Source organism: Rhodococcus sp. P4_B6, assembly GCF_056402215.1.
In genome coordinates this window covers 38,166-59,995 of the sequence record NZ_JBFUHV010000004.1, presented here as the reverse complement: position 1 = coordinate 59,995, position 21,830 = coordinate 38,166, and the positions used below count along the sequence as shown (strand labels likewise).

22 protein-coding genes are annotated in these 21,830 nt (G+C 68.0%); 12 read left to right on the top strand and 10 right to left on the bottom strand.

Features of this window, described 5'->3' with window-relative positions; genetic code table 11:
• The first annotated feature begins 8 nt into the window (after positions 1-8).
• Entirely contained in the window at positions 9-1,481 is a 1,473-nt protein-coding gene (locus AC1DWT_RS02770) for a peptide MFS transporter (RefSeq protein WP_072947545.1), read from the top strand.
• A 24-nt stretch (positions 1,482-1,505) separates the two neighbouring features.
• On the opposite strand, the gene AC1DWT_RS02765 is transcribed toward AC1DWT_RS02770, so the two are convergent.
• From AC1DWT_RS02765 to AC1DWT_RS02755, 3 genes are all read right to left on the bottom strand, one after another.
• Positions 1,506-2,243 carry a sulfite exporter TauE/SafE family protein gene (locus tag AC1DWT_RS02765; protein ID WP_072947546.1) on the bottom strand — a complete coding sequence of 246 codons (738 nt, stop codon included), beginning with the start codon at positions 2,241-2,243 and terminating at the stop codon, positions 1,506-1,508.
• Positions 2,244-2,322: 79 nt separating this feature from the next.
• A complete protein-coding gene (locus AC1DWT_RS02760; protein ID WP_083395612.1) occupies positions 2,323-4,002 on the bottom strand; it encodes an NTF2-like N-terminal transpeptidase domain-containing protein in 1,680 nt (559 codons plus the stop codon).
• Between the two features lie 96 nt (positions 4,003-4,098).
• Entirely contained in the window at positions 4,099-5,907 is a 1,809-nt protein-coding gene (locus tag AC1DWT_RS02755) for a penicillin-binding transpeptidase domain-containing protein (protein ID WP_072947547.1), read from the bottom strand.
• A 94-nt stretch (positions 5,908-6,001) separates the two neighbouring features.
• Here AC1DWT_RS02755 and AC1DWT_RS02750 point away from each other — a divergent pair, with 94 nt between their 5' ends.
• Positions 6,002-6,568 carry a hypothetical protein gene (locus AC1DWT_RS02750; protein ID WP_072947548.1) on the top strand — a complete coding sequence of 189 codons (567 nt, stop codon included), beginning with the start codon at positions 6,002-6,004 and terminating at the stop codon, positions 6,566-6,568.
• Positions 6,569-6,709: 141 nt separating this feature from the next.
• The gene (locus AC1DWT_RS02745; RefSeq protein ID WP_477919614.1) at positions 6,710-8,308 is read left to right on the top strand and encodes an ABC-F family ATP-binding cassette domain-containing protein; all 1,599 of its coding nucleotides are present in this window, start codon (positions 6,710-6,712) and stop codon (positions 8,306-8,308) included.
• Positions 8,309-8,340: 32 nt separating this feature from the next.
• On the opposite strand, the gene AC1DWT_RS02740 is transcribed toward AC1DWT_RS02745, so the two are convergent.
• Positions 8,341-8,811: a nucleoside deaminase gene (locus AC1DWT_RS02740; RefSeq protein WP_477919612.1), complete on the bottom strand. Its 471-nt coding sequence runs from the start codon at positions 8,809-8,811 to the stop codon at positions 8,341-8,343.
• A gap of 62 nt (positions 8,812-8,873) precedes the next feature.
• Here AC1DWT_RS02740 and AC1DWT_RS02735 point away from each other — a divergent pair, with 62 nt between their 5' ends.
• Entirely contained in the window at positions 8,874-9,680 is an 807-nt protein-coding gene (locus AC1DWT_RS02735) for an alpha/beta fold hydrolase (RefSeq protein ID WP_074933772.1), read from the top strand.
• 3 nt (positions 9,681-9,683) lie between these two features.
• Here AC1DWT_RS02735 and AC1DWT_RS02730 read toward each other — a convergent pair whose 3' ends face one another.
• The 4 genes from AC1DWT_RS02730 to AC1DWT_RS02715 form a co-directional block, all read right to left on the bottom strand.
• Positions 9,684-10,061, bottom strand: coding sequence for a VOC family protein (locus tag AC1DWT_RS02730; RefSeq protein WP_072947554.1), 378 nt, complete (start codon positions 10,059-10,061; stop codon positions 9,684-9,686).
• A gap of 68 nt (positions 10,062-10,129) precedes the next feature.
• Positions 10,130-11,368 carry an acyl-CoA dehydrogenase family protein gene (locus AC1DWT_RS02725; protein WP_072947555.1) on the bottom strand — a complete coding sequence of 413 codons (1,239 nt, stop codon included), beginning with the start codon at positions 11,366-11,368 and terminating at the stop codon, positions 10,130-10,132.
• Positions 11,369-11,441: 73 nt separating this feature from the next.
• Positions 11,442-12,167 carry an ABC transporter substrate-binding protein gene (locus tag AC1DWT_RS02720; protein WP_095863455.1) on the bottom strand — a complete coding sequence of 242 codons (726 nt, stop codon included), beginning with the start codon at positions 12,165-12,167 and terminating at the stop codon, positions 11,442-11,444.
• A 28-nt stretch (positions 12,168-12,195) separates the two neighbouring features.
• Positions 12,196-13,500 carry an alpha/beta hydrolase gene (locus AC1DWT_RS02715; RefSeq protein ID WP_477919609.1) on the bottom strand — a complete coding sequence of 435 codons (1,305 nt, stop codon included), beginning with the start codon at positions 13,498-13,500 and terminating at the stop codon, positions 12,196-12,198.
• A gap of 67 nt (positions 13,501-13,567) precedes the next feature.
• Between AC1DWT_RS02715 and AC1DWT_RS02710 the strand changes: the two genes are divergently transcribed.
• Positions 13,568-14,155 carry a phosphoribosylanthranilate isomerase gene (locus AC1DWT_RS02710; protein WP_477919607.1) on the top strand — a complete coding sequence of 196 codons (588 nt, stop codon included), beginning with the start codon at positions 13,568-13,570 and terminating at the stop codon, positions 14,153-14,155.
• Between the two features lie 10 nt (positions 14,156-14,165).
• Here the strand turns inward: AC1DWT_RS02710 and AC1DWT_RS02705 are convergent, their stop codons facing one another.
• Entirely contained in the window at positions 14,166-15,062 is an 897-nt protein-coding gene (locus AC1DWT_RS02705; protein ID WP_477919605.1) for an alpha/beta fold hydrolase, read from the bottom strand.
• Between the two features lie 41 nt (positions 15,063-15,103).
• A complete protein-coding gene (locus tag AC1DWT_RS02700) occupies positions 15,104-15,733 on the bottom strand; it encodes an alpha/beta hydrolase family protein (protein WP_373560158.1) in 630 nt (209 codons plus the stop codon).
• A 142-nt stretch (positions 15,734-15,875) separates the two neighbouring features.
• Here AC1DWT_RS02700 and AC1DWT_RS02695 point away from each other — a divergent pair, with 142 nt between their 5' ends.
• The 7 genes from AC1DWT_RS02695 (at position 15,876) to AC1DWT_RS02665 (ending at position 21,815) form a co-directional block, all read left to right on the top strand.
• Positions 15,876-16,397, top strand: a complete 522-nt coding sequence (locus AC1DWT_RS02695) for a hypothetical protein (protein ID WP_072947561.1) — start codon at positions 15,876-15,878, stop codon at positions 16,395-16,397.
• Positions 16,398-16,454: 57 nt separating this feature from the next.
• Positions 16,455-16,661 (top strand): hypothetical protein, encoded by a 207-nt coding sequence (locus AC1DWT_RS02690; protein WP_072947562.1) that lies wholly within the window; start codon positions 16,455-16,457, stop codon positions 16,659-16,661.
• 31 nt (positions 16,662-16,692) lie between these two features.
• Positions 16,693-16,848 (top strand): DUF6131 family protein, encoded by a 156-nt coding sequence (locus AC1DWT_RS02685; RefSeq protein WP_095863450.1) that lies wholly within the window; start codon positions 16,693-16,695, stop codon positions 16,846-16,848.
• A gap of 105 nt (positions 16,849-16,953) precedes the next feature.
• Entirely contained in the window at positions 16,954-18,120 is a 1,167-nt protein-coding gene (couH, locus tag AC1DWT_RS02680) for a dihydro-p-hydroxycinnamoy-CoA dehydrogenase (protein ID WP_477919602.1), read from the top strand.
• Between the two features lie 181 nt (positions 18,121-18,301).
• On the top strand, positions 18,302-19,630 hold the full coding sequence (gene couT, locus AC1DWT_RS02675; protein WP_072947565.1) for a p-hydroxycinnamate MFS transporter: 1,329 nt from the start codon (positions 18,302-18,304) through the stop codon (positions 19,628-19,630).
• 41 nt (positions 19,631-19,671) lie between these two features.
• The gene (couL, locus tag AC1DWT_RS02670) at positions 19,672-21,210 is read left to right on the top strand and encodes a p-hydroxycinnamoyl-CoA synthetase (protein WP_477919601.1); all 1,539 of its coding nucleotides are present in this window, start codon (positions 19,672-19,674) and stop codon (positions 21,208-21,210) included.
• A 29-nt stretch (positions 21,211-21,239) separates the two neighbouring features.
• Complete coding sequence (locus AC1DWT_RS02665) at positions 21,240-21,815, top strand: DJ-1/PfpI family protein (protein ID WP_477919599.1); 576 nt, start codon at positions 21,240-21,242, stop codon at positions 21,813-21,815.
• The last annotated feature ends 15 nt before the right edge of the window (positions 21,816-21,830 follow it).

The following is a 21,830-nucleotide window of genomic DNA, read 5'->3' as shown; positions in this document are numbered from 1 at the left end:
GTTTTCCCATGAGTGACACCATCGATCCGGCCCGGGACGAGCGGCGGTCCGACCGCGGTTTCTTCGGCCAGCCGTTCGCCCTCGCGAACCTGTTCGGCGTCGAGATGTGGGAGCGATTCTCCTTCTACGGGATGCAGGGCATCCTGATCTATTACCTCTACTATTCGGCCTCCGAAGGTGGCCTCGGAATCGCCGAATCGTCCGCGACCAGCATCGTCGGCGCCTACGGCGGCACGGTGTATCTGTCGACCATTCTCGGCGCGTGGATCGCCGACCGGCTCCTCGGCTCCGAGCGAACCCTGTTCTACAGCGCCATCCTCGTCATGCTCGGCCACATCGCCCTGGCGGTGTTCCCCGGCCTGTGGGGTGTGGGCATCGGTCTGGTCTGTGTCGCGTTCGGCAGCGGTGGGCTCAAGGCCAACGCCACCTCCCTGGTCGGCGATCTGTACGACGAGCACGACGAGCGCCGCGACGCGGGATTCTCCATCTTCTACATGGGCATCAACATCGGCGCGCTCGTCGGCCCACTGCTGACGGGCTGGGCCCAGGACGCCATCGGCTTCCATGCCGGCTTCGCGCTCGCCGCGATCGGTATGGCGCTCGGATTGATCCAGTACACACTCGGCCGCAAGCGCCTCCGGGGCATCGGGGCGGAACCGCCCAATCCCCTTCCCCGCGCCCAGCGGCCCAAGTGGATCGCGATCGGCGCCGCCGCGATCGTGGTGATTGCGGCCCTGTCCCTGACCGGGGTGATCACCGCGGCCAACATGTCGGACATCGTGGTCGGCCTCACCATCGTTGCGGCGATCGGCTACTTCGCGATCATGTTGTCGAGTCGCCGCATCACGGCCGTCGAGCGCAGCCGCGTCTACGCGTTCATCCCGATGTTCATCGCCAGCGCGGTGTTCTGGTCGCTGTTCCAGCAGCAGTTCACCACGGTTGCGGTCTACTCCGACAAACGACTCGACCGCAACCTGTTCGGCTGGGACTTCCCGCCGTCGTGGGTGCAGTCCATCAACCCGGTCTTCATCATCATCTTCGCGGGTGTCTTCGCTGCCGCGTGGACGAAACTCGGCCCCCGTCAGCCGTCGTCGCCGATCAAGTTCGCGGCAGGCACGATCATCATGGGTCTCGCGTTCCTGGCGTTCATCCCGATGTCGGGTGGCGGCGCCAACAGCGCACCGCTGCTGGGTCTGGCCGGCATCCTGCTGCTGTTCACGTTCGCGGAACTGCTGCTGTCGCCGGTGGGACTGTCGCTGTCGACCAAGCTGGCACCCGAGGCGTTCCACACCCAGATGGTGGCGTTGTTCTTCCTGTCCGTCGCCCTGGGCACCGCGATGGCGGGCACGCTGGCCAAGTACTACGACGAGAACAACGAGGTCCCGTACTTCACCGCGGTCGGGCTCGGCTCGATCGCCGTGGGTGTGCTCCTCGCTATCGGGGCACCGTGGATCAAGCGTCTGATGAAGGGCGTGCACTAACACCCGCTGCGCTGAGAAACGGTCTCAGCGCACCCACAACCACACGGCCAAACCGAATCCCGCCATCGCGATGACGACGCGGAGGACGGACGGCGGTATCCGCCTGACCACGGGTGGGCCGCACCATCCACCGGCCAGGGCGCCGATCGCCATCGCGGCGGCGGCGCCCCAGTGGACGGGGCCGAAGGCCGCGAACCCGATCGCGGCGACGAGGTTCGCGACGCCGAGGAGAAAGCTCTTCAGAATGGTCGCGCGCCAGATCTTCTCCGAGGTGAGGATCAGGGCGATCGCCAGGAAGATGACACCGGCACCCGCACCGAAGTACCCGCCGTAGATGGCGACGACGAACAGCGACACCGAATAGGTGCGGGGCATGTCCCGCCCGCCGGCCAGCGCCCGCAGCCGGGGTTGCAGCAGCAGTGCCAGCGCGGCGAACGCGACCATGAACGGGACGATCGCCTCGAACGACCCCGCGGGCGCCAACAGCAGGATTCCCGCGCCGACCAGGCCGCCCGCCGCCGAGTACAGCGCCCACCGCCACAGCTTGGGACCGGTGTCGGCGACCTCCCGCGTGGAGTTGGACAGCGCGCCGACGCCGACCGCCACCATCGCGACCGTGTTGGTGACGTTGGCGGTCACGGGCGGCAGACCGACGGCGAGGAGTGCGGGATACGACACGATGGACGCCAGGCCGGTCACGAACCCGACCAGTCCCGCGAAGAACCCCGCTACGACGAGAAGACCGATATCAAGCAGGGACACAAGGTAGAAACTTACCCTTGCTCACTTACTCCCTCAGCGCGGACGGTCCGCCCCTCAGCGCGGACGGTCCCCGTCGTTGTCAGTTCGCCGGCTTCGCCATTTCACGGAAGAGCATGTCGGTCATCTTCACCGCGCGGTCGCCACCGTCGGCGTCGGCGACGAAGACCGCGAAGGCCAGGTCGCCGCGTGAGCCGTAGAACCAGCGGTCGTCGCCGCTCGCACCATTCATGCCCATGAGGTCCGGGTAGCCGTTGAGGTACGACGCACCGCCCCGCACCACGTTGTCGCGCATCATGCCCCGCAACTGGTCGTTGATGTTCGCCGGAAGCGGCTGAGCGGCCACGTCGGTGGTGCCCGGCTGTCCCTGGACGATCATCGGCGCCGGCGCGCTGCCCCGTGCGATCGACGCGGCCAGCATGGCCATCCCGAACGGCGTGACGGCGGGCAGGTCGCTGTCCTTGCGGTTCATCACCTGGTTCATGCCCGACTGGTCGGCGGTGAAGACGGCGGTCTGATGGTCGAGGCCCGGGATGTTGTAGTTCATGCCGAGCCCGAGCTGATTGCCCGCCTTCTCGATGTCCTCGATCGACAGCGAGGACGGGTCGACGCCCTTCTGCAGTCCAGCGGCCCTCTTCACGAGATCGAGGTTCGATCCGGCGGGGTAGAGACCCTGGAACGCGATCGGCCCCTGCTCCATCGCCTGGTTGTTCTGCGCGGCGGCGAGCACGGCGCCGGAGGACGGCTGGATCGCGACGATCGCCGCGGGGGTTCCGACGCTGACCACGGCTTCCTCTGCTGCCAGTTGCAGGTGGGAGTCCACCGTCGCGACGATGTCCGGCCCGGGCGGGCCCTGGAAACCGGCCTGCGGAATGAGCGTGCCGTCGGGGTCGACGAGGTGGACGGCCCAGCCGGCCGTCGCGTCCCGGTTGGCCTGCCACACCTTGCGCAGCGGATCCAGCAACGGTGTCGTGATGCGCCGATCCGACGTGATGAGCTTCGGCGTCTTGATGGTGACGACGCCGGGGATCGCGAGGTCCTCCTCGAGGAATTGCCAGTCCTGGTCGCGCAACAGCACGGCGGTGACCTGCTGGCCGGGCTTCTCGGCCATCTCCGCCATCATCGAGTCGGCCGTCACGAGGGGAGCCACCGGCTCGAGGACCTCCGCCAGACGCCGGGTGGTCGCGACGGGATCGGGCATCGTCGCGGGATCGAGGGTGACCGAGTTGATGGTCTGCTCGTTCATGAGCAGCCCGCCGACGGCGTCGAAGACGCGCGGCGGTGCGGCGTCCGTCCGGTCGTAGCGGACGACGCGCCCGTTGCCCATGTCGGGCGCGAGGATCGACGGATCCCAGGAGATGCGCCAGCCGACGGACAGGTTCCGCACGCCACCCTGAACCTGGTAGCTCCAATCCTTGCCTTCACCGAAATGCCAAGCGGCACCGACGGTGAAGAAGCCGGAATCCGAGCCGAGATCCATGAACTGGGTCACGTCGAACTTGGCGTCCTCGGGATGGAGGCCGTCGAACATCTGCTGAATCGCCGTCTCCGCGGCGTTGGGATAGGAGGTCTGCGCTGCAGCGGCAGCGGCATCGCCCTCGTTCAGTGCGTTGACGAAGTCGTCGACGACCGACTGCGCGGTCGCCTCCTCTTTCGACAGCACGCACGACGCCAGAATTACCGCCAGAACGACAGCCGACGTCAGGGCGATCACGTATCTGTTGCGGCGGCCAAGCGATCGTCCATTCCCCATGTCCACCATCTTGCTTTCAGTCACATGCGTAACAAGCACCATTTGCCTACGAAGGAGTTACGGTTGAGCCACAACTTATCCCCGAACAGCAACGCGTGAACGGGTTTATCGAAGAAAACGCCCCGCAGCCTGCACAGCAGGGGCCGAACTGTCACCTGTTGCAATAAAGACGGCAAATGCTAGGTCGTCCTTGATTCCGACGAACCAGCCGTGAGCGGGACCACTTCCGGACTCGGCCGTGCCAGTTTTTCCGAGCAGCCCCGGAATGTCCTGCAGCGCAGTAGCGGTACCTCCCGTCACAGTTTCGCGCATCATCGTCCGGAGGTCGGCGGTGACGTTCGCGGGCACGGCGGGCGCCGTCGTGTCGGCGGTCCCGGGTTGTCCCCGCACGATCATCGGCGCCGGCGTGGAACCGTCCGCGATCGATGCGGCCACCATAGCCATGCCGAACGGCGACGCAGTGACCTGCCCCTGTCCGATCGCGGACTCGACCCGGGCGGCGGGACTGTCGGCGATCGGCACGTTGCCGGTGACGGTGGTCAGTCCGGGCGTGACGTAGTCGACGCCGAGCCCGAACTGCAGCGCAGCCTTCTGCAGGGCGTCGGGCGGCAACCCGACCGCCAGCCGTCCCATGGTGGTGTTGCAGGACCGGGCGAACGCGGTGTGCAACGGGACCGCGCCGAGGTCGAATTCGTCGTCGTTGGGGATCTGCCTGCCCTCGATGTTCTCGGTGCCGGGGCAGGGCAGGACGGTGTCCGGGGTGGCGGCACCGGCCTGCAGCGCGGCGGACGTCGTCACCGTCTTGAACGTCGATCCCGGCGGGTAGAGGCCGGTGAGCGCGATCGGGCCGAGCGCGTCGGCGGGGGCGTTCTGCGCGACCGCGAGCACCTCACCCGTGGAGGGTCGCAGGGCGACGATCGCGGCCTGCTGCGGCACGTCGGCGAGCGCCCGCTCGGCGGCCATCTGCATCGGGAGGTCGAGGGTCGTCGCGATGTCGGGGGCGTCGGGGCCCTGCTCGCCGGCGACGGTCTTCGCCGAACCGTCCTGACCGACCAGTTGCACTGCCCAGCCCGCGGACGCGTCCTGCCCCTGCTGCCACAGGTCGCCGAGCCCGGCCAGGGTGGGCGAGGCCAGCGCCTTGTCCGTGCTGAGCAACCTGGTCTGCGGGGCGAGCGTGACTCCGGCGAGTTGCCGCAATTGCGGTTCGATCGGCGCCAGGTCCTCGGCCCGCAGCGAGATGGCCGTGACCGGCTTGCCCTGGGCGCCTGCCAGATCCTGCTGGAGCGTGGCCGCGGTGATGGTCGGTGCGATGGGCGACAGCAACGACGCAACCGCCACCGTGTCGGCGCCCTGGTCGAGGTTGACCAGCGTGACGACCTGTTGCTCGAGGATCGGCGCGCCATCCGCGGCGAGGACCTTCGGCGGTGTTCCCGTCGTGGTGGTGTACCGGACGGTGGTGTCGTCGGTGAGTCCGGGTGCGAGCACGGCCGGGTCCCAGACGATCTTCCAGTCGTCGCCTTCCTTGGTGGCGTTGCCGGTGGTGCTGTACTTCCATTCCTGCCCCGGGGCGAACGGCCAGGACACGTCCATCCTGAACGTTCCGCCGTTGTCGCCCGACTCCTGCACGTCGGTGCGGGTGTACGTGCCGTCCCGGTTCCCGAGCCCGTCGTACATGGCCGTGATCGCGGCGGTGGCGGCGGCCGGGTCGGTGGTGAGCGCGGCGGCAGCCTGCACGTCGTCGCTGTTCAGGGCGTCGGCGAACTGCTGCGACACGGTGTCGGGCTGGTCCGGTCCGAAGAGTCCGCAGGCGGAGAGCACCATCGCGAGGACGGCGATTCCGGCGGTGGCCTTCCGGGTGGGGGTGGGACGGATGGGGCTGTGACGAACGGTTGAGGTGCGCACGGACTCGATCATGCCTGACGTGGTGGCGCGCTTCGAATAATCGGTGTAATTATGTAATCAGTGCTGCATCACGGTGATCGTGGCACCCGGCTCCCAGGAGGACGCCATGAGAAACGCACAAGGTCCGGGCTCCCGCCGCTTCGGCCGCCCCGGTGGATGGCAGCAGGCGGACGTCCCCGACGCGAGCGACGCGGCCGAGTGGTTCGCCGGCCGCCTTCCCGACGACTGGTTCACCGGCCCCGCGACCGTCGAGGTCGACCGCGAGGAGATCGTGGTGGTCGGCGAATTGCCGCCCGTCGAGTCCGCCGACTCCGGTTCGGAGGCCGCGATCGACGGACGCATTTCCCGGTTCCGCGAAACCACCCGGGGCGATCGAATGCGCATCGCCGACGAGGCCGAACGGCGCTACGGACGCAAGGTCGCGTGGGGCGTCAGCCTCGACGGCCACAAGACGCTGTTCACCCACCTCGCGGTTCCGGTGATGACCCGGCTCCGCCAGCCCGAACGCAAGGTTCTCGACACGCTGGTCGACGCCGGTGTGGCGCGGTCGCGGTCGGACGCCCTGATGTGGACGGTGCGCCTGGCGGGCCAGCACAGCGAACAGTGGCTCACCGAACTCCGTGAAGCCATGGCGAAGGTGGACGACCTCCGCGCCGAAGGTCCCCAGATTTAATTCGATTGCACGGGTATCGGTGGCGTCCTATCGTGAACGTCACCGATGCGCACCGGGCGCGTCAGACAGAGGGGAACGGTCCATTGCTCCTGACGAGGTAGTCACGCGAGTCTTCATCCGCACACACCTCGGGAGTACCCCATGGCCCAGTCATATCTGTCCCTGTCCGACCTCACGTTCACCTGGCCCGACGGCGAGCCTGTCTTCGACGGCCTCGACGCCGTCTTCGGCCCCGGACGCACCGGCCTGGTCGGTCTCAACGGTTCCGGAAAATCCACGCTGCTCCGGCTGATCGCCGGGCGCCTGCGTCCCGACCGCGGGTCGGTGACGGCACAGGGCGAGGTGGCGTACCTGCCGCAGGACATCACGCTCGACCCCACGCTGAAGATCGACCGGATCCTCGGCATCGACGATCTTCGGGCGGCGTTGCACCGCATCGAGTCCGGCGACGGCACGCCCGAGGATTTCGATGCCGCGACCGGCCGCTGGGACATCGAGGAGCGGGCCGTGTCGACCCTGCACCGGCTCGGTCTCGAGCGGGTGCTCGGCAGCACGTCCGACCTCGACCGCACCGTCGGCACCCWGTCCGGTGGCGAGACCGTGCTGCTCGGTCTCACCGCGCAACTGCTGAGGGAACCGGAGGTGCTACTACTCGACGAGCCCACCAACAACCTCGACGGCGCGTCCCGCAGCAAGCTCTACGAGGTGGTGCAACAGTTTCCGGGCACGCTGCTGGTGGTCAGCCACGACCGTGCCCTGCTCGACCTCATGACGTCCATCGCGGAACTGCGCGCCGGCGAGATCCGCATGTTCGGCGGGAACTTCAGCGCGTACCGGGAGATCGTCGAGGCGGAGCAGGCGGCCGCCCGGGCCGCGGTGCGCGACGCCCGCAGCGACGTGCAGAAGCAGAAGCGGGAACTCGTCGAGGCCCGCATCAAGATCGACCGTCGTAAGCGGTACGGGCAGAAGATGTTCGAGAACAAACGCGAGCCGAAGATCGTGATGGGACTGCGGAAGCGGCAGGCGCAGGAGTCGGCGGGAAAGCTGCGGAACAATCACATCGCGAAGGTCGACGAGGCGCGGGATTCGCTGACGGAAGCGGAGAGTGCCCTGCGGGACGACCGCGAGGTGCGCATCGACCTGCCCGACACGGAGGTGTACTCGGGTCAGGAGGTGGTCTCCGTCCGGGACCTGAGCCTGCGCAGCGGACAGCAGGTGTCGCTGGACGTGGTCGGCCCCGAGCGGATCGCGCTCGTCGGACGCAACGGCGTCGGGAAGACGACCCTGCTCGACGCCGTCGTGGCAGCGGGACCGCGGGTGCCGTTCAAGGCCCTGCCGCAGCGACTCGACGTGTTCGACGAGTCGCTGACGGTCGCCGAGAACGTGGCCGCGGCAGCGCCGCACGCGTCGCAGGAACAGATCCGCGCCCAGCTGGCCCGGTTCCTGTTCCGGGGCAACGATTCCGATGTTCTCGCGTCGGCGTTGTCGGGCGGGGAACGGTTGCGGGCCGCCCTCGCGACCATCCTGCTGGCCGAACCCGCCCCGCGACTGCTGCTGATGGACGAGCCGACGAACAACCTCGACCTGCCGAGCCTCGCGCACCTCACGCAGGCGCTGCGCAGTTACCGCGGTGCACTGATCGTGGTCAGCCACGACCGGCAGTTCCTCCACGACATCGGTGTCACCCGGTGGCTGGAAATGACGGGAGAGGGCCTCCGGCCCTGTGCGCCTTTCGGGTAGTCCCGGCTACCACAAAGGCGCACGGGCGAGAGCTATTCGGCGACGCCGATGTCTTCGTGCCACAGTGCGGGCCTGCGCTCGATGAATTCGGCCATGAGGTCGATGCAGTGCTGATCGCGCAGGACGGTGACGTCGACGCCGTTCTCGCGGAGCCATTCGTGACCGCCGGTGAACGTGACGCTCTCCCCCACGACGATCGCGCCGATGTTGAACTGCCGGACCAGTCCGCTGCAGTACCAGCACGGCGACAGAGTGCTCACCATGATCGTCGAGCGGTAGTCACGCTGGCGCCCGGCGGCGCGGAACGCGTCCGTCTCGCCGTGGACGGACGGGTCGCCGTGCTGGACCCGCCGGTTGCGGCCGCGGCCCAGCAGGGTTCCGTCGCCGGCGAACAGCGCGGCCCCGATCGGGATTCCGCCCTCACGTTTGCCGAGTTCCGCCTCGGCGATCGCCACGGCCAGCAGTTCCTCGGGGTCGAGCGCGGGGTTCGGGGGAATCGGCATGCCACCAGTATCGCCCCCGGCCTGTGCGCCCGAGTGCAGTCCGCGAGTCGGCCGCGACGCGCGTGCTGCAGACTGGGCGGGTGCAGCACGCTACCAATCCCGTCGACGGCGTCCGGATCGCGTACCAGACCGTCGGCGACGGGGAACCGCTCGTCCTCGTCCACGGCACGGCTCTCTCCCACGCGATCTGGCGCGGATTCGGTTACGTCGCCGCGCTGCGTGATCGGTACCGGCTGATCCTGGTCGATCTGCGGGGCCACGGGCGCAGCGACAAGCCGCACGACGAGGACGCGTACGCGATGGATCTGCTCAGCGGCGACGTCCTGGCGGTCCTCGACCACCTGGAGCTTCCCAGCGCGCACGTGCTGGGGTATTCGCTCGGCGGCCGGGTCGCGCTGGCGTTGGCGGTCGGCGTGCCCGAACGTCTGGAGAGCCTGATCGTCGGCGGTGGCAGCAGCCTCCCGCAGGCAGGCGCGTTCGACCGGCTGTTCTTCCCGGGCTGCATCGACGTCCTCGAGCGGGACGGTATGGAGGCGTTCCTGGGGCAGTGGAATGCCCGGCGCGGGTGGCCGATCGACGCCGGGACGCGGGCGGCGTTCATGGCGAACGACGCGAAGGCGCTCGCCGCGTACATGCGGCGTTCCGGTGTGGAGCCGGGAGTCGACGACGACGTCCTGCGCCGGATCGCCGTCCCCACCCTGCTGTTCGTCGGCTCGAACGATGCCGAGCGGATCGGCGACACCCGGCGGGTGGCGGCGCTGATTCCCGGTGCGTCGCTGACGATCCTGCCCGGTTTCGACCATTCGACGGCGGTGGCCGCGAGCACCGAGGTGCTCGCGGCCGTCGAGCCGTTTCTCGCTGCGGTGTGACCGCTACACCCATTCGACCAACTGGATGATCACCCCGTTCGGGTCGCTCATCTGGAAGTAGCGTTCGCCCCACGGCTCGGTTTCGATGGGCGTCACGATCGGGACGCCCTCCGCCTGCAGTCGCTCGTATTCGCCGTCGATGCCGTCGACGACGAGTGCGATCAGCAGCCCCTGGCCGGCGTCACCGGCGATCCGCGCGGGTTTGAACGTCTCCAGTCCGGTCTTCAGGAAGACCAGATTGAAGCCGACGTCCGCACGCTTCAGCGACACGAAGCCCTCGGCGGCCATCTCCTCGACGAAGCCCAGGTGGGACTTGGCGAATTCGGCCGACGCGACGGGGTCTGCGACGTTCAGCGACAGTGCGCTCGCGGTGACCTTCACGGTGGTGTCCTTTCGTTGACGACCCCCCACTAACGTACGCCGTACGACAATTGTTCCCGGGGCGGACCTCACATCGCCAGCAGGCCCTTCGCGATGTGCGTCACCTGGATCTCGTTGCTGCCGGCGTAGATCATCAGCGACTTCGCATCGCGCGCGAGCTGCTCGACCCGGTACTCGGCCATGTAGCCATTGCCGCCGAACAGCTGCACCGCCTCCATCGCCACCTCGGTGGCGGCCCGCGAGGAGTAGAGCTTCATCGCCGACGCCTCCGCGAGACTCACCCGATCCCCCGCCGCCGTGCGCTCGATGGCGTTGAAGACCATGTTCTGCACGTTGATGCGCGCGATCTCCATCTCGGCGAGCTTGAGCTGGACGAGCTGGAACTGGGCGATCTCCTTGCCCCACAGCTTGCGGGACTTGGCGTAGTCGACGCAGAGTCGGTGGCACTCGTTGATGATGCCGAGTGACAGCGATGCGATACCGATCCGTTCGGCCGCGAAGTTCTCCTTCGCGCTGGACTTGCCGTCCGACTTGCCGCCGTCCTCCGTCTCGCCGAGCAGACGGTCGCGGGTGAGGTGCACGTTGTCGAAGAACAGTTCCCCGGTGGGCGAGGAGTTCATGCCCATCTTCTTGAACGGCGCCCCCTGGGTGAGCCCCTCCATGCCCGCGTCGAGGACGAAGGCGAGGACCTTCCGGTCGCGGCGGTCGACGGACGAGTCCCCCTCGTCGAGTTTCGCGTAGACGACGATGACGTCGGCGTAGGGACCGTTGGTGATGAACGTCTTCTGCCCGTTGAGGATGTAGTCGTCGCCGTCGCGGCGGACGTAGGACTTCATGCCGCCGAACGCGTCCGAGCCGGAGTCGGGCTCGGTGATCGCCCACGCTCCGACCTTCTCGAACGTGACCAGACCGGGCAGCCAGCGCTCCTTCTGCGCCAGCGTCCCGCGACTGCGGATGGTGCCCGCCGCCAGCCCGAGGCTCACCCCGAGCGAGGCGACGAGCCCGAGGCTGACGCCCGCCAGTTCGGCGTTCATGATGACGCCCATGCTGCCCGCGCCGCCGAGGCCGCCGGATTTCTCCTCCTTCGCGCCGGCTGCCGCGTCGCCGCTGCGTTCGCGGTCCAGGGACTTCGTGAGCGCCTCCCGGGCCATCTCGTCCAGGCCGAAGGTGGCGAAGAGCTTGCGGATGATGTCGAACGGAGGCAGCTCGCCGGTCTCCAGCTTGTCGACGTGCGGTCGAATCTCCTTGTCGATGAAGCCGCGGATCGCGTCGCGGAACATCAGGTCGGTATCTGACCACTCATACATGCCGGGCACTCCAGTCGCCGAGAGACAAAGGGTTGCCGCAAATATAGAACACGTTCCTATTATTCGACAGGTGTCATGACGAGCCACCGTCCGTTCCACCGATCCCGAGCCACTTCGACCGCAGCCGGTCGAGGGTGCCGTCCGCGGCCAGGGCGCGCTGCGCCGACTCGATGCGGTCACGCAGCGCGCGATCACCGGTGCGGACGGCGACGGCGATCTCCTCCCGGGAGATCCCCCGTTCGACCACCTCGACGTGCGGGCGGTCCCGGACCAGCCAGGTGAGGACCGGCGCGAGTTTCATGACGGCGTCGCACCCGCCCGAGGACAGGTCGTCGAGGGCCTGTCCGATCCGGTCGTACGCGTACACCCGGATCGCGCCCACGCGGCCCTCCGCGACCAGGCGATCGACGATCGGCTGACTGGTGTTGCCGTGCTGGACACCGACGGTCAGGCCGCGCAGGTCGTCGACCCCGCGCACGCCCGGATGCCGGGACGTGTCGACGGCCAGGGACTGACCCGACACGAGGTACGGGGCACAGAAATCGGCACGCGTCCGCCGCTCCGGCGTCACGGTGGTTCCCGAGGCTATGCAGTCGAATTCGCCGTCCGCCAGTGCGTCGAAGATGCCGTTGAAGTCGGTGCCGCGGTACGGGACGAGCGACCAGTCGAGGCCGAGTTCCTGCGCGAGCGCCCGGGTGAACTCAACGTCGAAACCCGCAGGCGCCTCGCCGTCCCGGAACTCGAACGGCGGGTCGGGCAGGGCCGAACCCACCCGCAGTACGCGCGCTGCCGCCGTCATGTCGCCCCTCTCCGGCCGTGGCGGGTGCCTACGAACCGATCAGCCCCAACCGCTGTGCCAGCCAGGGCATTTCCTTCTCCAGTCCCGCCGACCACACCGCGAAGCTGTGCCCGCCAGGCACTTCCACGTACTGCACGTCCATTCCGGCGTTCTTCGCGGCCTGATAGACCTTCTGCGCTCCCGGCTTGTAGGCATCGTCGTCGCTGCCGATCACGAAGACCCCGGCCGAGTCCGGGTATTTGTTCGCCGCCATCAGGTCGAGCGGGTTGACCCTCTTGAACGCCGCCTCGTCACCGCCGAAGCCGTCGTCGAGGGTGCGCTGGTGGTCGCCGAGCGTGGGCGCCTCCTGACCCGAGATGTCGAGGAACGTCGGATACACGTCGGGATAGTTCGTGGCCATCTGCAGCGAACAGGTGCCGCCGTAGGACAGGCCGCCGATGGCCCACGCCTTGGGGTCCGGGTTCACCTGCAGGTTCGACTTCACCCACGACGGAACGTCCTTCGCCAGATACGTGGCCACGTTGCCCAGCTTCGAATCGGTGCACAGGGGGTTCGCGATCTGCGAACCGGTGCCGTCCGCCACCACCACGATCGGGGCCAGTCCATCGTGTTTCGCGGCGAACTCGTTCATCGTGGTGGCGAGCTTGCCTCCGGCGAACCAGTCCTCCGGCGAGCCGGGCTGGCCGGCCAGCATCACGAGCACGGGCAGCAGCGGGCGCGGGTTGGCGAAGTAGGCGGGCGGCAGGTAGATCTCGGCGTCGCGGGCGGCGAACCCCGACGCCGTCCCGGGAACGGCCGCCGTCAGCACCCGTCCCTCGCTGGGCATCCCGGGCGGGGCCGTCCACGACGCGTCGAGCGGCGTTCCCGTCACGACGTTCTCGGTGGAGCTGCCGAGGTCGTTCATCTGGACGCGGTCGAACGGCTCCGCCCCGAATGCCGTGCCCACCGTGGGATAGGCGTCGAACACCCAATTGATCTGCGTCGCGGACGCGAGAAGCACGGCGAGGACCGCGAGAACCGACCCGACGGCGGCTGTCACTGTCCGGCCCGCACGGATCCGCGGCACGAGCAGGATGATCGCGAAGAGCCCCAGACCGATCCACACGTAGATGGACATCTCGATGGGGTCGGGGAACGGCCGGAGAACCTTTTCGACCATCACGTACAGGACGACGGTGACGACCACCGACACGGCCAGGCAGATCGGAACAGCTTTCGTGCGGTACCAGGGGGCGCGGGCGGCGAGCAACCACACGCCGCCGAGCGCGCCGATCCCCGTGAGGATCCAGGGCAGAGGCCCTGAGATCACGCTGACGTCGCTGAGCCATTCCACGTTCCGAAGCCTAGAGCGCGAACCCGCACCGCGTCGGCGACTCGGAGCGACCGGTAAAATTGCGGGGGTGACATTCATCAAGGTGTGCGGCCTGCGTGACGAGGCCTCCGTCGATCTGGCCGTGCGCCTCGGCGTGGACGCCGTGGGTTTCGTGTTCGCCGACAGCGTCCGCCGGATCTCCGCCGAGGAAGCCGCACCGCTGGTCCGCCGGGTCACCGGTCACACGGTCGCGGTGGGCGTGTTCAAGGGGAGTCCCGTTCCGGAGGTGATCGAGATCGCCGCCGCGGCAGGTCTCGGCACCGTCCAGGTGCACGACCTGACCTCCGCCGACGACGTCACCCGGTTGCGGGAGGCGGGCCTCGGCGTGATCCGTGCCGTCGTCGCCGGTGACACCTCGGGCGATTTCGGAGCAGACCGCATCCTCGTCGACGGGGCCACCGCCGGGGCAGGCGTGCCCTGGGACTGGGCGAACCAGAGCAGGCCCGACGGCCAATGGATCCTCGCCGGCGGGCTTCATCCGGGCAACGTGCGGGCCGCCGTCGACGCGACCGGCGCGTGGGGTGTCGACGTGTCGAGCGGCGTCGAATCGTCCCGCGGGGTGAAGGATGCGGCGCTGATCGAGCAGTTCGTCGCCGCCGTGCGGTCCGGCGAATGAGTCAGTTGATTCAGCGCGGCATCCCGGCCACGGAATCCTCCACGTCCCACGATGCGAGCACCGTCCGGATACCGACGACCAGCGCGAGCGGCTGATCGATCATCACGTGGTGTCCGGCATCGGGGATCTCGACGACCATCGCGGTCGGCCCGAATCGGCTGCGCATGCTGTCCATCATGGCGTCGGTGACGATGCCGTTCTCGGCGCGGAAGTAGGCGAGGCGGCAGCGCGGGTCGGACGCGCCCAGATGGCCGCTGCCCTCGCGGGAGAAGAACGAGGAATCGAACTTCCACGACCACCCGCCGTCCACCTCCTCCATCGAGGTCTCCGCGACGTGGCGCAGGACGGCGGGCACCGCGGTGTCCTGCGGCGGGACGAACCGGAACCGCTCCAGCGCCACCCCCCGGGACGGGTAGACCTTCTTCGGACCGAAGGCCCGCTGCTTCCGCGCTTCTTCCTCTTCCGGCGTGCGCGCGAGGACGGGCGAATCGATCAGCTGGACACCGGCCAGGTCCTCGCCGAACAGTTGCGCGGCCACGTACGACACCATTCCACCCATGCTGTGCCCGACCAGCACGGGCGCCCCCGAGATGCCCGCCGGTTTGGCGACGGCGAGGGCTTCCTCCGCCCACCGTTCCAGTCCGTACTCCTGGCGGCGGTCGCTGTCTCCGTGCCCGGTCAGGTCGAGTGCGACAACGCGGCGGCCCGTGGCCAGCATGGGTGCCACATGATCCCACCACCGGCTGTGGGCGGCACCGCCGTGGACGAGCACGAGCCCGGGAGTGCCCGTCGGGCCCCACGCGCGGTAGTGGACCTCCGCACCGGCGACGTCCACCCGGCCGATGTCGACCGGGGCCGCCACTGCCGTGGTGAACCAATGGGGCGCGTCCGACTGCTCGTTGCTCATCCACCGAACATACCGACCACGGGCGGACGCTCTCGGCCGCCCTAGAGAAGGTCCAGCATGGCCGCGACCGTGCGTTCGACCACCGGGAACCTGTCCGGGGCCAGATCGTGCCGGGCGCCCTCGAGTTCGACGAGCGTCGTCGGAGCGGGGATCAGTGCGAGTGCCGACCGCATTTCGTCGGGGGTCGCGAACGGGTCCTTCGACCCGTGCACCACCACGGCCGGGGTGCGGAGGCCGGGCAGGTGCTCGGTGCGGAGCTTCTCCGGCTTGGCCGGTGGATGCAGCGGGTACGACAGCAAGAGCAGGGCGTCGACGAGACCCGGACGCTCCGAGGCGAGCATGGACGCCTGACGCCCGCCGTACGAGTGCCCGCCCGCCCACACCGGCGCCGGCACCAACTCCCGCATCACGGCCACCGCGGCCGCGATGCCCTCCCGGTCCTCCGCCGCCTTCGACGGGTGTGGCGGACCCGACGCGCGGCGCTGCCGGAACGGGAGGTCGAACCGCAGGACCGCCACCCCCCGCTGCACGAACCCCTCGGTCACGGCCCGCAACAGCTTTGTGTCGCAGTCACTTCCCGCCCCGTGCGTCAGGACCAGCCCGGCCGACGCGTCTCCCGCGGGGCGGTGGAGACGTCCGCGCACGCCGTCGCGTTCCAGCAACTCGCTCATGCGGTTCACGGTAGTGGAATGCCGGGCTGTTCCAGTACTCCGGCTGCTGGACCTACCTGCCCGTTGATTGCGATTGGCTCACGGTCTGTTTGCCGGGTTTGCGGGCTGGGTACTTTAACAACACGACTGCTGGGAGTAGCCAATGGACACCATGACCATCATCTGGATCATCGTCGCGATCGTCGTCGTACTCGCCGTGGCCGCGCTGCTCATTGCGGCGTCACGCAAGCGCAACGAGCGCCGCCACCGGGAGGCCGACAGCATCCGCGCGAAGGCGCAGGAGCAGACGTCCGTCGTCGAGAAGCGCGAAGCGCTGGCGGAGGAGACTGCGGCCAATGCACGGAAGGCCCAGGCGGAGGCGGAGGCGAAGGCCGCCGAGGCCAAGCGACTACAGGTCGATGCGCAGACTCACCAGAACACGGCGACCACGTCTCGTGACGACCTGAAGCAGGAGTGGAAGAGGGCGGACGAGCTCGATCCCGAGGTCAAGGCGACGGGTGCCGCCTCGAACGACGCCCGCACCACCGACGCCCGCACCACCGACGCCAGGGCCGCGGACGCCCGCACCACCGACGTCGGACCGGCCAACGCCCGGACCGACGGCACGAGCTCCACGAATACCCATGGAGCACACGCGAAGCCGACCGACACGTCGGCGACATAGCGTTCGGGTACGACAGGTTCACCGGCCCGGTGCCGGTGCCCACACGGGAGGTCGGAAATGCGTATCGGACGGCTCCTGTCGCTGATCGTGATCATCTGGCTGATCATCGGCGCCATCGCCGTGTTCCAGCGCGGCTATTTCAAGGACGCGCAGGCCGATTGCGCCAGCGCGGGAACGATCGCCGTCACCGTGATCGCCGGGCCGCTCAACTATGCGGGTGTCAACCCGAAGATCGATTGTGAAGTGCCGCAACCGAGTCAGTAGTTCCAAGCAGTCAACCGAAAGAGGGAAGACCGTGATCGTTCTCGGACTCATCCTGCTCGTCATCGGCCTCGTCACGGGGATCTCGATTCTCACGACGATCGGAATCATCCTCCTCGTCGTCGGCCTCGTACTTCTGCTGCTGGGCACGACGGGCCGCGCGGTCGGCGGGCGGAAGTACTGGTATTGACGTCGGCGACCGTCCCTAATCATTGACATTATCAATGATTGATAGATAGGTTCCTTTCGGGCATGCAGGCGTGCAATGCGCGCCTGCCGACGAAAGGAACCTTGCATGTCTCCGGTTGCACTGGAACGGACCATCTTCGACGCCGATCACGATGCGTTCCGGGACACGGTGCGCCGATTCGCCGAACGTGACGTCGCCCCACGCCTTCGCGAATGGGCCGATGCGGGGCAGGTCGATCGGGACGTCTACCGTCAGGCAGGCAAGCTCGGGCTCCTCGGGATCAATGTCGAGGAGCGATTCGCCGGTGGCGGAACCGACGACTTCCGTTTCAATGCCATCGTCATCGAGGAACTCTGCCGCGTCGGGGCGCCCGCCGTCGTGATGGGCCTGGCCGGCATCAACGACCTCGTCACGCCCTACCTCGCGTCGCTCGCGAACGAGGAGCAGAAGCACCGATTCCTGACACCCCTGTGCACCGGCGAGAAGATCGGGGCGATCGCCATGACCGAGCCGGGCGCGGGTAGCGACCTGGCCGCGATCTCCACGACCGCCGTCGTCGACGGCGACAACCTGGTCCTGAACGGGACCAAGATCTTCATCAGCAACGGCATGCTCGCCGACTTCGTGATCGTCGTGGCCAAGACGGATCCGGCCGCGGGCAAGAAGGGCATGAGCCTGCTGGTGGTCGAAGCCGGAATGGACGGATTCACCCGCAACGGCCCGCTGCACAAGGTCGGGCTGAGCGCCCAGGACACCGCCGAGCTCGTGTTCGACGACGTCCTCGTCCCCCGTGAGAACGTCCTCGGCGAACCGAACGCCGGCTTCGGCTACCTGCGCCACAATCTGCCTCAGGAGCGTCTCAGCGTGGCCGTCACGTCCATGGCGTCGATGCGCCGCACGTTCGACCAGGCCCTGACGTACAGCTGCGACCGCACGGCGTTCGGCCGGAGGGTGGCCGACTTCCAGGCCAACCGCTTCTACCTCGCGGAACTCGCCACCGAGATCGAGATCGCGCAGTGCTTCACGGACCGCTGCATCCTCGACGCCGCGCACGGCGCGCTCGACGAAGTGACCGCCACGATGGCGAAATGGTGGATCACCGAGCTGCAGCAGCGGGTCGTCCAGCGGGCGGTCCAACTACACGGCGGCTACGGGTACATGCGCGAGTACGACGTCGCGCAGGACTACCTCGACTGCCGCGGCGGGCCGATCTACGCCGGCACCACCGAGATCATGAAGGAGATCATCGGGCGCAGGCTCACACGGTCCTGACGGGTCCGATTGCCCGCGTGAATGATTCACGCGAGCCGCGGCCCCGGCGGCCGTCTGCGACCACGACCCCCGAAGCGTTGGCAATCTCTTCCATTGACAACTTCAATGATTAATGTTTAATTGTGATCCGCGCTACACATGCGCTCCGCTCTGTTGTCCCACGCTCGGCCAAGGAGTATCGATGACGGTCACCGCCACCGCCGGCACCATGTCGGCCACCCGACGCAAGAAGGAAGTTCGCAGGGTGATCCTGTCGAGCTACCTGGGCAGCACCATCGAGTTCTACGACTTCCTGCTCTACGCCACCGCGGCGTCCCTCGTCTTCGGCCCGGTGTTCTTCGCCGGCCTGGACCCGCTCGCCGCGACCATCGCGTCGATGGGGACATTCGCCGCCGGCTACGTCGCACGCCCGCTGGGCGGAATCCTCTTCGGCCACTTCGGCGACACCGTCGGCCGGAAGGCGATGCTGCTGATCTCCATGACCGTCATGGGGATCGCCTCGTTCGCGATCGGGCTCATTCCCCCGCCGGAGATGATCGGATCCTGGGCGGCGGTGCTTCTCGTCCTCCTCCGCGTCTGCCAGGGACTCGCCGTCGGCGGCGAATGGGGTGGCGCAGCGCTGATGTCGCTCGAGCACGCCGAATCCGGCAAACGCGGCTTCGCCGCGGCGTTCACCAACGCGGGTGCGCCGACCGGTGCACTGCTCGGCACCCTCGCCCTGGCCGCCGTGTCCCTACTGCCCGACGAGCAGTTCCTGACGTGGGGCTGGCGCATTCCGTTCCTCATCTCGGCGCTCATGCTGGCCCTCGGCCTGTTCGTCCGGTCCAAGGTGTCGGAGAGCCCGCTGTTCACGGCGGCGCTGAAGGAATCGGCCCAGAAGGACACCACCCCGCCCATCGTCACCATCCTGAAGCGGCCACGCGCGGTCGTCGTGGCGTCGATGAGCTGCATCGCGAGCTTCGGAATGCAGACCGCGTTCACCACTTTCGCCATCACGTACGCCGTGTCGAGCGGCGCCCCGCGGTCCGACGCGCTGCTGGCGTTCTCCTTCTGCCAGTTCTGTGCGATCTTCCTGGTTCTCGGATCGGCGCGGCTGTCCGACCGGATCGGCCGCCGACCGGTCATGCTCGCCGGTCTCGCGGCGATGATCCTCAGCGTCTACCCACTGTTCCTGCTGCTGGGCACGGGACAGTTCCCGTTCATCGCGCTCGCATTCGTCGGGTACACCCTCTGCCACTCGGCCACCTACGGGCCGATGGCCGCATTCATCTCCGAGCAGTTCGGCACCCGCGCGCGCTACACCGGGGCGTCGCTCGGATACCAGCTGGCCACGCTCGTCGGCGCGGGATTCACCCCCGTCATCCTGGCGTCACTGTTTGCGTCGTCCGGCAAGTCGATCGTCCCGGTCGGGCTGTTCGTCATCGCACTGTGCGTGGTCAGCGCCGTCTTCCTTGTCGCGACGAAGGAAAGCAAGGACAACGACCTGAGCGCAGACACCCCGTCTGCCTGACACGAGCCCGAGAGTAGTTTCGAAGAGAACGAGGAGTCACCATGGACAACGAAGGCATCGGCTCGTGGCTCGAGCGCCGCATCATCATGACGCCGGGGAACGAGGCGCTCGTCTTCGACGGACGAGCCGTCACCTACGAGGAGATGGCCCTGCGGACCCGCCGGCTCGCCCACGGCCTGCGCGCCCTCGGCGTCGGGAAGGGTGACTGCGTAGGCTTCTTCGGGTTCAACGACCCCGCGGCGCTCGAGGTGATGTTCGCGGCCGGGCTGCTCGGCGCCACGTATCTCCCACTCAACGCTCGCCTCACCGCCGAGGAAGCGCGCTACGTTCTCGGCGATTCACGCTGCACCACAGTGATCTTCGGAGATCAGCAGGCCGACGTCGCGCAGGAACTGGCGCAGTCGGAGTCCCCGGTCACCACCTGGATCGGGCTGACCGACTCGTGGTCCGCCCACACCTACGAGAGTGTGCGCGCCGGGCAGCCCGACACCCGCATCGACGAGCAGGTGGGTCTCGACGACCTGTCGGTGCTCATGTACTCGTCGGGCACCACCGGCGCACCGAAGGGCGTCATGCTCAGCCACGGAAACATGCTGTGGAACGCCATGAACCAGCTTCTCGCCCAGGACATGACGTCCAAGGAACGCACGCTGTCGGTGGCGCCGCTGTTCCACATCGGCGGTATCGGCGGAGCCGTCACACCGACCCTGCTGTCCGGGGGCACCGTCGTGCTACTGCGCAAGTTCGACGCCGGCGCCGTTCTCGACACGATCGAGAAGGAACGCATCACCACGTTCTTCGCGGTCCCCACGATGATCCAGGAACTCTGGCACCACCCCCGGTTCGCGGGCGCCGACCTGTCCAGCCTGCGGGCCATCTGCGTCGCCGGGGCTCCCCTGCCCGAAGTGCTGATCTCGCCGTGGCAGGAACGCGGCGTCGCGATCGCGCAGGCGTACGGTCTGACGGAAACCGCGCCGTCGGTGACCATGCTGTCGGGGGACGACGTCCGCGCGAAGGTCGGATCGGCAGGCAAGCGAACGTTCTTCACCGACGTCGACGTCGTCCGCCCCGACGGGTCGAGCGCCGAACCGAACGAGATCGGTGAGATCGTCGCGAAGGGGCCGAACGTGATGCTCGGCTACCTGAATCAGCCCGAGGCGACCGACCGCACCATCGTGAACGGCTGGCTGCACACCGGCGACGCCGGCTACTTCGACGACGACGGCTTCCTCTTCATCTGCGACCGCTACAAGGACATGTACATCTCGGGCGGCGAGAACGTCTACCCCGCCGAGGTCGAGGCGGCGCTGCTGAAGCTGGACGGCGTCCGGGAGGCGGCGGTGATCGGCGTCCCGCACGAGAAGTGGGGCGAGACCGGCATGGCCTTCGTCGTCGCCGCCGACGGCACCGCCCTCGACGAGGACACGGTGCGCGCCCGGCTGCGAGAGAAGCTCGCGGGGTTCAAGATTCCCACGTTCATCCGGATCGCGGAGGAACTCCCCCGCACCGCGACCGGCAAGATCCGCAAACCCGACCTGCGAACCTCCGCCCGTGAGTACTTGTTAACGTCCCGCGGTTGACAAGTACTCACGGGCGGTAGCATTTCAGGGTGAAGCGCATCGGGATCGTGTTGTTCGACGGCGTCGAGGAATTGGACGCCGTCGGACCGTGGGAGGTGCTGTCCGCGTGGACGCGGATGTACCCGGACGACGGCTACGCGCTGTTCTGCCTGTCCGCATCGGGTGGGAGTGTGCAGTGCGCCAAGGGGCTCGTCCTGGGCGCGCATCATTCCTACGCCGACGCCCCGCCGCTCGACGTCCTGATCCACCCGGGCGGCCAGGGCACGCGTCCGCAGCTGCTCGACGACGCCCATCTCGGCTGGGTCCGCAGGCAGCGCGCCGAGGTTCCGTTGATGGCCAGCGTGTGCACGGGATCCCTGGTCTACGCGAAAGCCGGCCTGCTGAACGGCAGGCCGGCGACGACGCATTGGGCGTCACTGGGTTTGCTGGCGGAGATCGACCCGAGCATCGTCGTGCGGCCGGACGACCGGTTCGTCGACGACGGCGACGTGATCACCTCGGCCGGTGTGTCCGCGGGCATCGACATGGCTTTGCACCTCGTCGCCCGCTTCGCCGGAGCGGAGCGGGCGCGCGAGGTGCAACGCTACATCCAGTACGAGCCGTGAGTACTTGTCAACGTC

Bases quoted from the DNA above. Each gene is read 5' to 3' on its own strand.
- couL (WP_477919601.1), top strand. From the start codon at position 19,672: ATGGACAACGAAGGCATCGGCTCGTGGCTCGAGCGCCGCATCATCATG.
- AC1DWT_RS02770 (WP_072947545.1), top strand. From the start codon at position 9: ATGAGTGACACCATCGATCCGGCCCGGGACGAGCGGCGGTCCGACCGC.
- AC1DWT_RS02740 (WP_477919612.1), bottom strand. From the start codon at position 8,811: ATGCCGATTCCCCCGAACCCCGCGCTCGACCCCGAGGAACTGCTGGCC.
- AC1DWT_RS02755 (WP_072947547.1), bottom strand. From the start codon at position 5,907: ATGATCGAGTCCGTGCGCACCTCAACCGTTCGTCACAGCCCCATCCGT.
- AC1DWT_RS02725 (WP_072947555.1), bottom strand. From the start codon at position 11,368: ATGTATGAGTGGTCAGATACCGACCTGATGTTCCGCGACGCGATCCGC.
- AC1DWT_RS02720 (WP_095863455.1), bottom strand. From the start codon at position 12,167: ATGACGGCGGCAGCGCGCGTACTGCGGGTGGGTTCGGCCCTGCCCGAC.
- AC1DWT_RS02700 (WP_373560158.1), bottom strand. From the start codon at position 15,733: ATGAGCGAGTTGCTGGAACGCGACGGCGTGCGCGGACGTCTCCACCGC.
- AC1DWT_RS02690 (WP_072947562.1), top strand. From the start codon at position 16,455: ATGCGTATCGGACGGCTCCTGTCGCTGATCGTGATCATCTGGCTGATC.
- AC1DWT_RS02695 (WP_072947561.1), top strand. From the start codon at position 15,876: ATGGACACCATGACCATCATCTGGATCATCGTCGCGATCGTCGTCGTA.
- AC1DWT_RS02750 (WP_072947548.1), top strand. From the start codon at position 6,002: ATGAGAAACGCACAAGGTCCGGGCTCCCGCCGCTTCGGCCGCCCCGGT.
- couT (WP_072947565.1), top strand. From the start codon at position 18,302: ATGACGGTCACCGCCACCGCCGGCACCATGTCGGCCACCCGACGCAAG.
- AC1DWT_RS02760 (WP_083395612.1), bottom strand. From the start codon at position 4,002: ATGGTGGACATGGGGAATGGACGATCGCTTGGCCGCCGCAACAGATAC.
- AC1DWT_RS02705 (WP_477919605.1), bottom strand. From the start codon at position 15,062: ATGAGCAACGAGCAGTCGGACGCGCCCCATTGGTTCACCACGGCAGTG.
- couH (WP_477919602.1), top strand. From the start codon at position 16,954: ATGTCTCCGGTTGCACTGGAACGGACCATCTTCGACGCCGATCACGAT.